Genomic DNA, 12,962 nt, shown 5'->3' with positions numbered 1-12,962 from the left:
CCTCGGCGACCCGGCCGAACGTCCCGAGGGGATTGCGCCCTCGCCCGCTTCGTGGCAGACGTCCGGCCGGAGCGTCCGCGCCGGGATCAGCGGCGTGCGAACGGGCACCGCGGCGCGGCATCCGCAGCGCGCACGCGCGCCCCGGACGCGGGCTTCGTCGGCATGCGACGCAGGTTCACCCGCAGCCCGTCCTCCCGGACGGTCAGGCGCGGGTCGCTCAGCACGGCGATCGCGGTGGCGAGGGCGGCGATCGTGAGCTTCTCCCCCGGACAGCGATGACCCGTCGCGACGCCGCCGCCGCCCTGCGGCACGAACGCCGCCAGGGACTCGTAGTCGTCGACACCGACGAAGCGCTCGGGATCGAACTCGTCGGCACGCTCCCACGACGATGCATCGGTGTTCGTGCCGAGGATGTCGAGGACGACACGGTCACCCGCTGCGACCCGCCGGCCATCCAGTTCGACGTCGGTCTTCGCCCAGGCGGGCAGCATCGGCACGAACGGCGCCGCGCGGCGGATCTCCTGGGCGAACGCGGTCGCCAGAGGGCCACCGGTGAGGGCGCCGCGCTCGGCGGTCTCCGCCGCGATGCGCTGCCGCCACTCCGGCCGATCGTGGAGCTCCTTGGCGGCGAACGCGACGAAGCGCGACACGGCGATCATCGGGCGGAAGCTGTTCTGGAGCTCGATCCCCGCGAGGCGCGGCTCGAGCAGCTCTCCCGCGCGATCCCGGTGCCATGCCCACGCGTGCAGAGCCGTGCCCTCGGCGGTCGTGAGCGCGCCGGATCGCACCGCCTCGATCAGCCGCTGCGCGTGGCGGTCCGACCACCACCGGTTCGTCATCGCCAGCAGGTACTCCGGCGAGTACGGCACGCCGAATCCGTCGACGATCTGCGCCTGCCGGGCCGCCCACCGGGTCTTCGCGCCCGGCGTCCCGGGGACGCCCGCCCACCGCATCATCGCGCGACCGAGCGCTCCGACGGCGGCGTCGTAGGCGCTGCGGGTGCCGCCGCCGAGCCAGTCCGACTGCTCGCGACGCCACTCCTGCTCCAGCAGCGGAGCGAGCCGGTCGACCTGGGCATCGGGGTACAGCGCCTCGACGAACGTCGCCTTCCGATGCCGGTGCTCGTCGCCGTCGAGGCTGTGCACCGAGCCGTGGCCGAAGAGCGACTCCTGGATGAGCGGCGGCATCGCCCCCGAGCGCGCGATCCGGTCCTCGTCGTAGAACAGCTCGACGCCTTCCGCGCCCCGGACGAACAGCGCATCGTCGAGCAGCAGACGCATGGGAGCCGACCGGGATCCGCGCGGCACGCGCCGCCAGATGCGGTGCCCGACACGGTAGCCGCGGGTGAGCAGGAAGACGGAGTCATCGACCACGATTCGATCAGCCATGCCACCACCGTGCGCCCGAGGATCTTCCCCGTCCACGGGGAGGCGGGCTGGCATCCGTTGTGATAACCGCGCTCGCCATGAGGATGCGCGAGGCTACGCCATCCGCGGTGTTACTGTCGGCTTGCAGCGGAGCTTCCCCGGTCCCCGCCTGCACAGACGAAAAGGACGACCCATGCCGTACCGCAGCCTCGCCACTCTCGAGACCTGGCTGACCGAGTTCACCGCCACGCGTGAGGGAGCGGACCTCGTCAAAGTCGTCCCGCAGGACGGCTCCGACGGGTCCGACACCGGACTCATCGTCGTCCCGCTCCGCAACGCGTCGACCACGGTGTACGTCGAGCCCATCGCGATCGGCGAATCGCTGTGGCGGATCACGTTCGAACCCCGGCTCGATCAGGCGTCGCTCAGCAGCACGCAGGTGCACACGATGGCCGACGAGCTGCAGATCGCCGCGGACCTGTGCGACTTCATCGAGATGAAGTCCGCCGCGCACCTGGCCGCCCGCGACCACTCCTGATCGGAACGGCGCCGGCCAGCAGTCCGACGTCGTCATCACGATGGGATGCGGCGACCCCTGCCCGGTCCTCGGCGAGCGGGGCGCCTAGCCGCGGTCGCTGTAGACGGTCACCCGACCGTCGACGAGGAGGAACTGCAGCGCCGTGCCCACCGCGAAGCGCTGACGCAGCTCCGCGGGAGCATCGAGGTCGACGAGCACCTCCGCCCGCGCCGGGAACGCGCCCGTCCGGCATCCGCCCTCCACGGTGCCGTCGTCGGGCGCGACCTGACCGGTGAGCGGGACCCACACCATGAGGCATTCGGATGCCGCGGTGCCCCGCTCCTGCATGCGCACCATCGTCACCCCGAGGTACACCGCACCGGTGTCGACGGCCCATCCCGCCTCGAAGCCGGAGGGCCACTCCACACCCGGCTCGAGGACCACCTCGGCGACCTGGCGCGCCGACACCCCGGGGGCGACCTCGGCGGTCGGCCCGGGCGTCAGCACGAGGGTCGCCAGGACGGCGAGAAGTGCCGCGACCGCGACGGATGCCGCCCAGGCGACGACGAGCCGCCGGCCCGGCGTCCGCGGCTCGGCGACATCGGGCTGCGCGGCGTCGGGTGACGCCTCGACGGGGATCGGGTCGCGGGGGGAGGAAGTGTCGGACGGAGCCGGCTGCGGCTGCCGGTCGCTGTCGCCGCGCGGCGGTGCGGGGGTGGAGGGCCGGCCCGCGATCTCGAGCTCGCGCAGGCGCCGGAGCGCGTCGGGGTCCGCCGCGATGTCGGCATGCGGCCCGTAGGCGCGTTCACGGAGCGCGCCCAGTTCCTCCTCGAACGAGGGCACCATGCCAGCATCGTGGCACGGACCGGCGCCGCCTGTCAGGTCGTTCTCCGCCGGCCCCGGGTGCGGGAGCGCGGCCTCGCCGTCAGTCGTCCGATGGAGCCGATCGGTCGTCGTACTCCTCGTCATCGCCGGTCGCGACGACCCGCTCCTGATCCCAGCGGTCCGCCGGGTCGGCGTTCACGTCGCCACCGGCTCCGCCAACCTCGCCGTCGAGGTCCTCCTCGGACCCCGCGATGGGTGTCGCCTGCTCCAGCCGGTCCGCGACGGGGATGTCCTCATCGGGTTCCAGGTTCCGTGGTTCCACGTTCACCCTCCTCCTCGAAACTGCGTCCTGCTCCGACGCTAGGCATCTCGGCCGCCGAAGACCAGGGGCTGCGCCCGGGCGGCCCGCCTCAGCCGCCGGAGCCGCCGCCCGCCTGCCGGAACAGGCGGCCGCCCGCGAAGAAGGCCGCCGCCGCGGCGACGATGAGGACGACGCCGCCCACGAGCGCCGGCACGGAGCCGACGGCGAAGAGGAGACCCACCCCGATCACGAGCGCCACAACACCCACGATGAGCAGCCAGATGCCCCGCGATCGCCGATTCATGCGCCGACCATAGCGCGAGAAGTGCCGCCTCGGTCGATGCGAGGTCCGCGGTGTGAGGCGATCGCCCAGACCGCTTCGGTAGGCTGGTCGTCGGTGAGTCGGGAAGTCTGGTCGACACCATCGTCGTCGACCCCGAGGATCTCTGTGACTTCGTCCACTGACACCCGCACGACCTCCCGCGCACCCGCCTGGCCCGGACATGCCGAAGTCCGGCGCGTCTCCGCCATCCTGCGGAAGGAAGCCGTCGGCGGCGGCCTGCTCGTCGCTGCCGCCGTCATCGCCATCGTCTGGGCCAACTCGCCCGCCGCCGAGTCGTACTTCGCGTTCCGCGACTTCCGCATCGGCTACGAGCCGTGGCACCTCGAGCTGAGCCTGGGAGCCTGGGCAGCGGACGGCCTCCTGGCGGTGTTCTTCTTCCTGGTCGGCCTCGAGCTCAAACGGGAGCTGGTCAACGGCGATCTGCGGAGGTTCGGCACCGCGGTGGTGCCCGTCACGGCGGCCGTCGGCGGGGTGATCGTGCCGGCGCTCATCTACGTCGCGGTGGTGCGCGGTCAGGAGGGTCTCGTCCAGGGGTGGGCCGTCCCCACGGCCACTGACATCGCTTTCGCGGTGGCGGTGCTCGCGATCGTCGGCTCTCAGCTGCCCAGTCCGCTGCGGGTCTTCCTCCTCACGCTCGCCGTGGTCGACGACCTCATCGCGATCGGGATCATCGCGGTCTTCTACACCGAGGAGATCCACGTCACCCCGCTGCTGATCTCCCTCGCGATCGTGGCCGTCTACGGCGTCGTCGCGAACCGGTTCCGATCGCTCTTCGTCGGCCGCCCGTTCGCCGCGTGGCTCATCCTCCTTCCGATCGGCTTCGCGGCGTGGGCGTTCCTCCATGCCTCGGGCGTGCACGCCACGATCGCAGGGGTGGCGCTGGCTTTCACGATCCCGGTCAAGGCCGCGCGGCGGAGCGCCACCGAGGCACGCTCCCGCGACCTGGCGGAGGAGTTCGAGCACCGCTTCCGTCCGCTTTCCAGCGGCTTCGCCGTGCCCGTGTTCGCGTTCTTCGCCGCCGGCGTCTCGGTCGGCGGCCTGGACGGCATCGCGCGCGCCACCACGGACCCGGTCGCGATCGGCATCGTCGCGGGTCTCGTGCTGGGCAAGCCGATCGGGATCCTCGTCTCCGTCCGGCTCCTCACCCTGGTCACGCGGATCCGCCTCCATCCCGCGCTCCGGTGGATCGACATGCTCGGCGTCGCCCTGCTGGCCGGGATCGGGTTCACGGTCTCCCTCCTCATCGCCGAGCTGAGCTTCCCCGCCGGGTCCGCCGCGGCAGACGACGCGAAGATCGCCATCATGGCCGCATCGCTGCTGGCATCGCTGGTCGCGTCCGGCATCCTCCTCGGACGCAATCGCCACTATCGACGGATCGCCGCCGCTGAAGCCGTCGATAGCGACGGCGACGGCACGCCGGACCTCTATCAGGAGCCGCCTTCCGGCGGGGCGTCGCGATCGGAGTAGTGTCGCACCAGCACGACACATGGTGAGCCGGGAAGTCTGGTCGGCAGCGGTCGCCCGACCGTTCCCTGCAACAGGAAGCACCCGATGGAACACCCCGTTCTGATGCTCGGCGACACGGATGCCGAGCTCGTCCGCGACCTCACGGCGCTCGACGACGGCAACCGCCTCGCCGACGGCGACCCCGTTCCGGAACGACCGCGCGCCGTGCTGGCGTTCGCAGATCTCCGCGGCGAGAGTCGCCACCAGGGCAAGGATCGACTGCGTGCGCTCTCGGCGGCCGCCCTGTCCGAGACGAGACGGCACCGCAGCGTCCAGCACATCATCTTCGCCGTCGTGCTGCCGCCGCGCCTGATGGGAGGCTTCGACCGACTCGCCTCGGGTCTGGGTGCTCGACTGCACTCCGACCTCGTGCGCGACAACGCCCGCGACGTGGAGGTCACCTTCCTCGACGTCAGCGGGTGCGGCAGCATCCCGACGCTGACCGAGCGACTGCTCGCCCGATGCGGCGACCCCGCCGGCGCGCACGGCGTCGTGGTCCTCGACTGGGACGACATCCGAGAGCGCTCCATCGCCTCGGCCGCGAGGAACGAATACCTCTAGCGACCCGGAACGACCGGAGAGGCATCGGCTGCCCGTCGCTGCGCTCGTCGGTGGAGGGCGATCCGATCGGACCCCGATAGTAGGGTGCCGATCGTGACGACCGGCGAGTGTTGATGTCGAAGGAGGCACCATGATCGCGGAGCTGAACAGGCTGACCGAGCTGGTCGAGGAGCGTCTGGGCGACGACCTGGACGTCGCTGCACTGGCGGCGGACGTCGGCACGACGGAGTACCACCTCCGCCGGATGTTCTCGTCCCTCGCCGGGATGCCCCTGTCGGAGTATGTCCGGCGCCGCCGCATGTCGGTCGCAGCGGCAGACGTGCTCGGCGGCGGCGATCTGTTGAGCATCGCGGTGCGCTACGGCTACGGGTCCACGGAGGCGTTCGGTCGAGCGTTCCGGGCGGTTCACGGCGTCGGTGTCGGTCACGTCAGACGAGATGGCGGCCCCCTTCGGACGCAACCGCAGATCAGGTTCCGCCTGACCGTAGAAGGGAACATCACCATGGACACCCGCATCATCGAACGACCGGCCTTCCGCCTCGTCGGCTACGCCACCCGAGTGCCGCTCATCCACGAGGGCGTCAACCCTCGTATCCACGCCCACATCTCCTCTCTGCCGGCATCGGCGCACGCTTCCCTCAAGGAGCTGAGCGACACCGAACCAGCCGGCCTGCTCCAGGTGAGCGACGGGGTCGACCCGGATTACACCGAGGGCAGCGAGCTGACGTACCTGCACGGTGTCGCCGTCACCGAGACGACGACGGTGCCGAGCGATCTCGACACGATCGCGGTCCCCGCTGGTCTGTGGGCGGTGTTCCGCATCGAGGGCGAGTACCCCGCTGCGCTGCAGGAGGCCTGGGCGGCGACGGCGGCGGACTGGTTCCCGTCCAATCCGTGGCGGCTCGTGCCGGGGCCATCGATCGTCGCGGTGCTCGACCGCGCCGACGACTTCCGGACAGCGGTCTGCGAGTTGTGGCTCCCCGTGGAGCGCGCCTGATCGAGCAGGCTCGGGCGTCGCCACGCTGGGTTCCTTCCAGACGCTCGCGGTGGATGCCGTCCCGTGCGGCATTCACCGACGCGTGCGGTCCAGCAGGGTCTTGTGCAGGACGCCGGCGAGCGCGGCTCCCACGATCGGGAAGACGATGAACACCCAGAGCTGCGCGAGAGGGTCGGCGCCGCCGAAGGCCGCGGCCGCGATCGAGCGAGCGGGGTTCACGGAGGTGTTGTCCACGGGGATCGTGACGAGGTGGATGAGTGTCAGTGTGAGGCCGATCACCAGACCGGCGAACGCCGGGTTCCCGCGAGTGGGGTGGGTGACGCCGAGGATGACCAGGAGGAAGATCGCCGTGAACAGCACTTCCACGACGATCGCGCCGAGGATCCCGAAGCCTCCCGGCGACAGCTCTCCGAAGCCGTTGCTGGCGAACCCGCCCTCGTGCGCTGCGTCGAACCATCCGGGCGCGGACGATCCGATGAGGGCCAGAAGCGACGTGGCCAGCAGGCCGCCGACGACCTGCGCGACGATGTAGCCGCCGGTGTCTCGCCACGGGAACCGGCCCGCTGTCGCAAGCCCGATGGTGACGGCCGGGTTGAAGTGCCCGCCCGAGATGGGGCCGAATGCGTAGGCCCCGGCGACGACGGTGAGACCGAAGGCGAGCGACACCCCGACGAATCCGATACCGAGCGACGTGCCGTTGTCACTTGCGCCGAAGTCCGCCGCGAGGAGCGCCGAACCGACGCCGCCCAGGACGAGGAGGAACGTCCCGAGCGCCTCCGCCATCAGGATCGCGAGCCGCGAGGGCCCCGCAGCCGTGGCGACGGGAGTGTGCTGGAGCTCGGTGGGTTCGACCGATTGTTCCGGCTTGGGGTCAGTCATGATGGTTCCTTCCGAGTGGTGGTGGGAACTGAACCGAGGTGGTGATGCCCGCGAATGGCGTACTCGGCGTACTCTCCATCGCCCTGCCCGAAGCCGTGACGGCGCTTTCCGAACCGTGCACGGCGTTGTGCGCGATCTCGGTATAGCGCCCCAGCGGTGTCCAGCGCAATCGTCCGCGGGCGAGGCGAGGAGGCGAGCACGACGGCCAGCGGTCCTCGGACGACGGGCCCGGCGAGGCCCGGAGAGATGCCGCGCGCGCCTCAGGAGCCTTCGCGCGACCCGCTCCGTGGCAACGAGAAAGCCCCGCGATCCCTGTGTTCACAAGGGTTCGCGGGGCTTCTCAGCTGGCGGTGACGGTGGGATTTGAACCCACGGTAGGGGGTTACCCTACACAACTTTTCGAGAGTTGCACCTTCGGCCGCTCGGACACGTCACCGTCGTCCAGCTTACGACACAGAGAGGGATGCCGCGAATCACGCGGCCCGGCCGTCCGGCCTCACGCCTCGGGGTCGCCGTACAGCGCCCCGATCAGCTGCGATGGGGTGCCCTCGTCGTAGGTGCCGTGCTGCGGCCACCCGCTCGGAGAGTCCTGCCACTCTTCCTGCCGTCCCCACGGGAGCACGTCGATGAGGCCGTGCAGGTGGCCGAGCTGCTCGGTGCCGCGGCCGTCCGTGTGCCACGTCCGGTAGACGGTGTCGCCGTCGCGGAGGAACACGTTGACGGCGAACCCGGCGTCCGGCGGCGCTCCCATGTCGGCCCCGAACGGGCTGTTCGCCGTCGAATACCACTCCATCGCATTGCCCACACGCCGCTTGTACGCCAGCGCCTCCCCGATCGGCCCCTGCGTCACGATCACGAACCGCGCGTCGTACGGTTCGAGGAACCCGGTCCGGGTGAACTGGGCGGTCCATCCCGTGCATCCCGGGCACTGCCACCGCTTCCCCGGAAACCACATGTGGTTGTAGACGATCAGCTGCGACCTGCCCGCGAAGACGTCCGCCAGCCGGACGGGACCGTCCTCCCCCTCGAGGGTGTACTCCGGCAGCTCCACCATGGGGAGCCGCCGGCGCTGCGCGGCGATCGCGTCCAGCTCACGCGTCGCCGCCTTCTCCCGCACCCGCAAAGCGTCGAGCTCCCGGCGCCACGTGACGGCGTCGACGACAGGGGGCAGAGCGGTCATGGCATCTCCTCCGATGGCATCCGTTCTCGGCAGGGTACGCCGAGGACGGATGCCGGGGACAGGGGGCCGCGCACAGCGCCGCGGCCCAGGGCGTACGATGCGCAGGGTGAGCGCATCGGCACCGGCCCCGCAGGCGGGGCTCATCGTCGCCGTCACGGCGCTCGCGTCGGCGGTCGCCTTCCTCGACGGCACCATCGTGAACGTCGCCCTCCCCGCGATGAGCGACGAACTCGGCGGCGGCCTCGTCACCCAGCAGTGGACCGTCGACGCGTATCTGCTCACACTGAGCTCGCTCATCCTCTTCGCCGGTTCGGTGAGCGACGCCTTCGGTCGCCTCCTCGTCCTGCGCATCGGTCTCATCGGCTTCGGCATCGCCTCGCTCGGCGTCGGCCTCGCCCCCGAACCCGTCACCCTCATCATCGCGCGGGCGGTTCAGGGTGCGGCGGGCGCCTTCCTGGTGCCGAGCTCGCTCGCTCTCATCACCTCGCTCCTGCAGGGGACGGCGCAGTCCCGTGCCATCGGCCAGTGGACCGCGTGGACCACCGGCGCGAGCCTGTTCGGCCCTCTCCTCGGCGGCATCTTCGTCGACACGCTGTCGTGGCGCTTCGCGTTCCTCGTGAACATCCTCCCCATCGCGGCGACGTTCGTGCTGCTGACCCGGCTGCGCGCCGCGGACCACCGTGCCCCCGACGCGCGGATCGACGTCCTCAGCGCCGTCCTTTGCACGATCGGGCTCGGCGGCATCGTCTTCGCCCTCATCGAGCAGCCGAACCTCGGGTGGACGAACCCGATGATCTGGCTGCCGCTGGTCGGCGGCGTGGTGCTGTTCACGGCGTTCTTGCTGCGTCAGCGAACGACGCGCTTCCCCATCCTCCCGCTGGAGATCTTCAGGGTGCGGAATTTCTGGACCGGCAACCTGTCCACGTTCTTCGTCTACGCCGCCCTGTCGCTGAACGGCTTCGTCGTCGGGGTCTACCTCCAGCAGGGCGCCGGCCTCAGCGCGACCCTGGCCGGGCTCGCGAGCCTGCCCGCCACCGTGCTCCTGATCGCCCTCAGCTCGGTCGTCGGCTCGCTCGCCGGCAGATTCGGCGCGCGCCTGTTCATGACGGCCGGCCCTCTCCTCATGGCGGCCGGTGCGCTCCTCCTGCTGACCGTGCGGGAGGACTTCGACTACTGGACGCAGGTCCTGCCCTCGCTGGTCGTCTTCGGGCTGGGGCTCGCCCTCACCGTGTCACCCCTCACCGCGACGATCCTCGGCGCCATCGGCGGCACGCGCAGCGGCATCGCCTCCGCCACCAACAACGCCGTCGCCCGCATCGCCGGACTCGTCGTGATCGCCGTCCTCGCCGCCATCGTCGGCGGCTCGCTCGATCTGGAGGGCTTCCACCGGGCGGCGATCGTCACCGCGGCGCTGCTCGCTGTCGGCGGTGTCATCGCGTTCCTGGGCATCCGCACCGAGAGATCCGCCGAGACGAGCTGACGACCCCCTCACATCAGCAGGGGCGCGGATGCCGCCAGGCTGACACACTTGTGGTATGAGCGTCATCGAGAACTCGAAACTCACGGTCGTCGGAGCCGGCGCTGTCGGCTCGAGCGTGGCTTACGCTGCCCTCCTCCGCGGCTCCGCCCGCCATGTCGCCCTGTACGACATCGCCACCGAGAAGGTCGAGGCGGAAGTCCTCGACCTCGCGCATGGCTCCCAGTTCACCGGCTCGAGCGACATCATCGGCGGCTCGGACATCTCCGTCGCAGCGGGCTCGCACGTCGTGGTCGTCACCGCGGGCGCCAAGCAGAACCCCGGCCAGACGCGCACCGAGCTCGCCGGCGTGAACGCGGGCATCCTGCGCACGATGCTCCCGCAGCTGCTCGAGGTCGCCCCGGACGCCATCTACGTGATCGTCACCAACCCCTGCGACGTGCTCACCGTCATCGGGCAGGAGGTCACCGGGCTGCCGCCGGAGCGGATCCTCGCGTCCGGCACCGTCCTCGACACGTCGCGCCTGCGGTGGAAGCTCGCTCAGCGAGCGGGCGTGTCGCCCACCAGCGTGCACGCGTACATCGTCGGCGAGCACGGCGACACCGAGTTCCCGCTGTGGTCGCACACCGCCATCGGCACCGTCCCGATCCTCGACTGGGAACCGCTCGACGGGCAGCCGAAGTTCACCCCGGCCGAGCTCGACCAGATCGCCGATGACGTCCGGAACGCCGCGTATCAGGTCATCCGCGGCAAGGGTGCGACGAACTACGCGATCGGCGTCTCGAGCGCACGCATCGTTGAGGCGATCCTCGGCGATCAGAACGCGGTCATGCCGGTCTCGACGGTCCTGCACGACTTCCACGGCATCGACGGCGTCGCCCTCTCGGTCCCGTCGGTCGTCAACAGCGCCGGCGCGAAGCCGATCCGCGAGACGTCGATGGATGCGGCGGAACTGGACCTGCTGCGCCGCTCCGCGGACGCCCTGACGGGCGTCGCCGACCTGCTGCGCTGACAACGGCGCCTCGGGCTCCCCGGGGCGCCTGCGGTGCACTCCGCCGCCCACCGGCGGCGAGCGCACCACGTGATGTCGGACGCCGCCGATAGCCTGGCTTCCATGGCATCCCGACGATCCGCGCCCACCGCCGCGTTCCGCTGCACCGAGTGCGGCTGGACGACGGCGAAGTGGGCCGGCCGCTGCGGCGAATGCCAGCAGTGGGGCACCGTGGTCGAAGCCGCCACGCAGACGGGCATCACGGCATCCGTCACACCCTTGGTGCCGACGCGCAGCGCGCGGCCGATCACCGACATCGACACCCGCGAGACGCCGCGGCGGACGAGCGGCGTGGGCGAGTTCGACCGCGTCCTCGGCGGCGGCATCGTCCCGGGCGCGGCGATCCTGCTGTCGGGTGAGCCGGGCGTCGGCAAGTCGACGCTGCTGATCGAGGTTGCGGCGCAGAGCGCGCGGTCGGGGCGACGGGTGCTGTACGTCAGCGCCGAGGAATCCCTCAGCCAGGTGCGGCTGCGCGCGGAGCGCACCGGCGCGCTGCACGAGGAGCTCTACCTCGCCAGCGAGACGGACCTCGCGACCACTCTCGGGCACATCGACAACGTGCGACCCGACCTGCTGATCGTCGATTCCGTGCAGACGGTGTCGTCGTCGCTGATCGAGGGCTCCGCGGGGCAGCCGAGTCAGGTGCGCGAGGTCGCCTCGACCCTCATCCGGGTCGCCAAGGAACGGGACCTGCCGGTCATCATCGTCGGCCACGTCACGAAGGACGGCCAGGTCGCCGGGCCCCGGGTGCTCGAGCACCTCGTCGACGTCGTCTGCCACTTCGAAGGCGACCGGCAGACCTCGCTGCGGTTCGTGAGGGCGTTGAAGAACCGCTTCGGGGCGACGGACGAGGTGGGATGCTTCGACATGACCGGCACGGGGATCGCCGAGGTCCCCGATCCGAGCTCGCTGTTCCTGAGCACGCGACGCAGCGAGCCGGGCACGTGCGTCACGGTCGCCCTCGAAGGCCGACGCGCGCTCCCGGTCGAGGTGCAGGCGCTGACTCTCCCGACCGGCGCCCCGAACCCTCGACGGATCGTGAGCGGCGTCGACGCCGCACGCGTCGCCATGGTGCTGGCCGTGCTCGAGAAGCGCGCCGGCATCAGGCTGTCCGACCAGGACGTCTACGTCTCGACCGTCGGCGGTGTCCGCCTCACCGAGCCGGCAGCCGACCTCGCGATCGCGTTGGCGATCGCGAGCGCGGCATCCGAGCGTCCGAACCCGCCTCAGCTCGCCGCGATCGGCGAGCTGAGCCTGTCCGGTGAGATCCGCCGCGTGACGCAGCACGACCAGCGCCGAGCCGAGGCGGCGCGGCTGGGATACCGGGCCGTCATCGACATGTCGGCCGGCACGCTCCGGAGCGCGCTCGCCGAGCGCACGCGCCACCACGCTCCGGCCGCAGCCGCCGCCGACGCGCCCACCTTCTGACCGGCCCCCACCCTCGCCGAGGTGCCGCGCCCGCGGGCCCGGGACGCACTCGGCACGCCACGTAGGCTGGAGGCATGGCTGGGAAGAAGCGCGACAAGAAGCCCCTCGAGTTCCGCAACACCCAGCTGGCGGATGCGTTGCAGACACAGGACATGGCGGCACTCGCCTTCGCCCTGCGACACGGTCCGACCATCGTGCCGCTCCTCCGCCCCGGTCAGCGGGACGACCCCCGCGACAGCGGCGACGTCTGGACCTACCGCGATCCGGGCACGGGCGACATCGCCCTGCTCCTGTTCAGCGACGCGGCGAACAAGCCTGCGGCCCTTCCGGCCGCCGTGGGGCTGCAGTCGCCCGGCTGGCTGCGGGCCTTCCTCGGCACGCACGAAGCCCACATCACGACCGTCTTCTTCGACATCGCGGGGCCCCACCCGATGCAGGCCGCACCCGCCGATCTCATCGCCGCGCTCGACGCCTGAGCCCGGAGCATCCCGAGCGGCGAAAGACCCTGAGCGGGAAAGAGTGAGGGCCCT

14 protein-coding genes and 1 tRNA gene are annotated in these 12,962 nt (G+C 71.1%); 8 read left to right on the top strand and 7 right to left on the bottom strand.

Translation table 11 applies throughout. The features are described from left to right. Window positions 1-86: 86 nt before the first annotated feature. Entirely contained in the window at window positions 87-1,388 is a 1,302-nt protein-coding gene (locus AB3M83_RS02780) for a cytochrome P450 (protein ID WP_412944887.1), read from the bottom strand. A gap of 172 nt (window positions 1,389-1,560) precedes the next feature. On the opposite strand from AB3M83_RS02780, the gene AB3M83_RS02775 reads away from it, so the two are divergent. Beyond that, complete coding sequence (locus AB3M83_RS02775) at window positions 1,561-1,905, top strand: hypothetical protein (protein ID WP_412944885.1); 345 nt, start codon at window positions 1,561-1,563, stop codon at window positions 1,903-1,905. An 84-nt stretch (window positions 1,906-1,989) separates the two neighbouring features. Here the strand turns inward: AB3M83_RS02775 and AB3M83_RS02770 are convergent, their stop codons facing one another. The 3 genes from AB3M83_RS02770 to AB3M83_RS02760 all read right to left on the bottom strand — a co-directional run bounded on the left by AB3M83_RS02770 (window position 1,990) and on the right by AB3M83_RS02760 (window position 3,314). After that, window positions 1,990-2,730: a hypothetical protein gene (locus AB3M83_RS02770; RefSeq protein ID WP_412944884.1), complete on the bottom strand. Its 741-nt coding sequence runs from the start codon at window positions 2,728-2,730 to the stop codon at window positions 1,990-1,992. 79 nt (window positions 2,731-2,809) lie between these two features. Beyond that, entirely contained in the window at window positions 2,810-3,031 is a 222-nt protein-coding gene (locus AB3M83_RS02765; RefSeq protein ID WP_412944883.1) for a hypothetical protein, read from the bottom strand. An 88-nt stretch (window positions 3,032-3,119) separates the two neighbouring features. Continuing rightward, window positions 3,120-3,314: a hypothetical protein gene (locus tag AB3M83_RS02760; protein ID WP_412944881.1), complete on the bottom strand. Its 195-nt coding sequence runs from the start codon at window positions 3,312-3,314 to the stop codon at window positions 3,120-3,122. Between the two features lie 144 nt (window positions 3,315-3,458). Here AB3M83_RS02760 and nhaA point away from each other — a divergent pair, with 144 nt between their 5' ends. The 3 genes from nhaA to AB3M83_RS02745 all read left to right on the top strand — a co-directional run bounded on the left by nhaA (window position 3,459) and on the right by AB3M83_RS02745 (window position 6,417). Next, the gene (nhaA, locus tag AB3M83_RS02755; RefSeq protein ID WP_412944880.1) at window positions 3,459-4,820 is read left to right on the top strand and encodes a Na+/H+ antiporter NhaA; all 1,362 of its coding nucleotides are present in this window, start codon (window positions 3,459-3,461) and stop codon (window positions 4,818-4,820) included. 84 nt (window positions 4,821-4,904) lie between these two features. Continuing rightward, a complete protein-coding gene (locus AB3M83_RS02750) occupies window positions 4,905-5,420 on the top strand; it encodes a hypothetical protein (RefSeq protein ID WP_412944878.1) in 516 nt (171 codons plus the stop codon). Window positions 5,421-5,550: 130 nt separating this feature from the next. Continuing rightward, window positions 5,551-6,417, top strand: a complete 867-nt coding sequence (locus AB3M83_RS02745; protein WP_412944877.1) for an AraC family transcriptional regulator — start codon at window positions 5,551-5,553, stop codon at window positions 6,415-6,417. Window positions 6,418-6,489: 72 nt separating this feature from the next. Here the strand turns inward: AB3M83_RS02745 and aqpZ are convergent, their stop codons facing one another. The 3 genes from aqpZ to AB3M83_RS02730 all read right to left on the bottom strand — a co-directional run bounded on the left by aqpZ (window position 6,490) and on the right by AB3M83_RS02730 (window position 8,476). Next, on the bottom strand, window positions 6,490-7,296 hold the full coding sequence (aqpZ, locus tag AB3M83_RS02740; RefSeq protein ID WP_412944876.1) for an aquaporin Z: 807 nt from the start codon (window positions 7,294-7,296) through the stop codon (window positions 6,490-6,492). Window positions 7,297-7,641: 345 nt separating this feature from the next. Next, window positions 7,642-7,732 (bottom strand) — tRNA-Ser (locus AB3M83_RS02735). 60 nt (window positions 7,733-7,792) lie between these two features. Next, window positions 7,793-8,476, bottom strand: coding sequence for a DUF899 domain-containing protein (locus tag AB3M83_RS02730; RefSeq protein WP_412944875.1), 684 nt, complete (start codon window positions 8,474-8,476; stop codon window positions 7,793-7,795). A 106-nt stretch (window positions 8,477-8,582) separates the two neighbouring features. Here AB3M83_RS02730 and AB3M83_RS02725 point away from each other — a divergent pair, with 106 nt between their 5' ends. From AB3M83_RS02725 to AB3M83_RS02710, 4 genes are all read left to right on the top strand, one after another. Then, window positions 8,583-9,956 (top strand): MFS transporter, encoded by a 1,374-nt coding sequence (locus AB3M83_RS02725; RefSeq protein ID WP_412944874.1) that lies wholly within the window; start codon window positions 8,583-8,585, stop codon window positions 9,954-9,956. A gap of 55 nt (window positions 9,957-10,011) precedes the next feature. Continuing rightward, complete coding sequence (locus AB3M83_RS02720; RefSeq protein ID WP_412944872.1) at window positions 10,012-10,965, top strand: L-lactate dehydrogenase; 954 nt, start codon at window positions 10,012-10,014, stop codon at window positions 10,963-10,965. A gap of 102 nt (window positions 10,966-11,067) precedes the next feature. Beyond that, window positions 11,068-12,432, top strand: a complete 1,365-nt coding sequence (gene radA / locus AB3M83_RS02715; RefSeq protein WP_412944871.1) for a DNA repair protein RadA — start codon at window positions 11,068-11,070, stop codon at window positions 12,430-12,432. A 74-nt stretch (window positions 12,433-12,506) separates the two neighbouring features. After that, window positions 12,507-12,908: a dehydrogenase gene (locus tag AB3M83_RS02710; protein ID WP_412944870.1), complete on the top strand. Its 402-nt coding sequence runs from the start codon at window positions 12,507-12,509 to the stop codon at window positions 12,906-12,908. Window positions 12,909-12,962 lie beyond the last annotated feature (54 nt).

The organism is Microbacterium pasadenense (assembly GCF_047246565.1).
Taxonomy (GTDB): Bacteria; Actinomycetota; Actinomycetes; order Actinomycetales; family Microbacteriaceae; genus Microbacterium.
The sequence above is the reverse complement of the archived record's forward strand: the minus strand, read 5'-3'. Positions and strand labels throughout refer to the sequence as shown.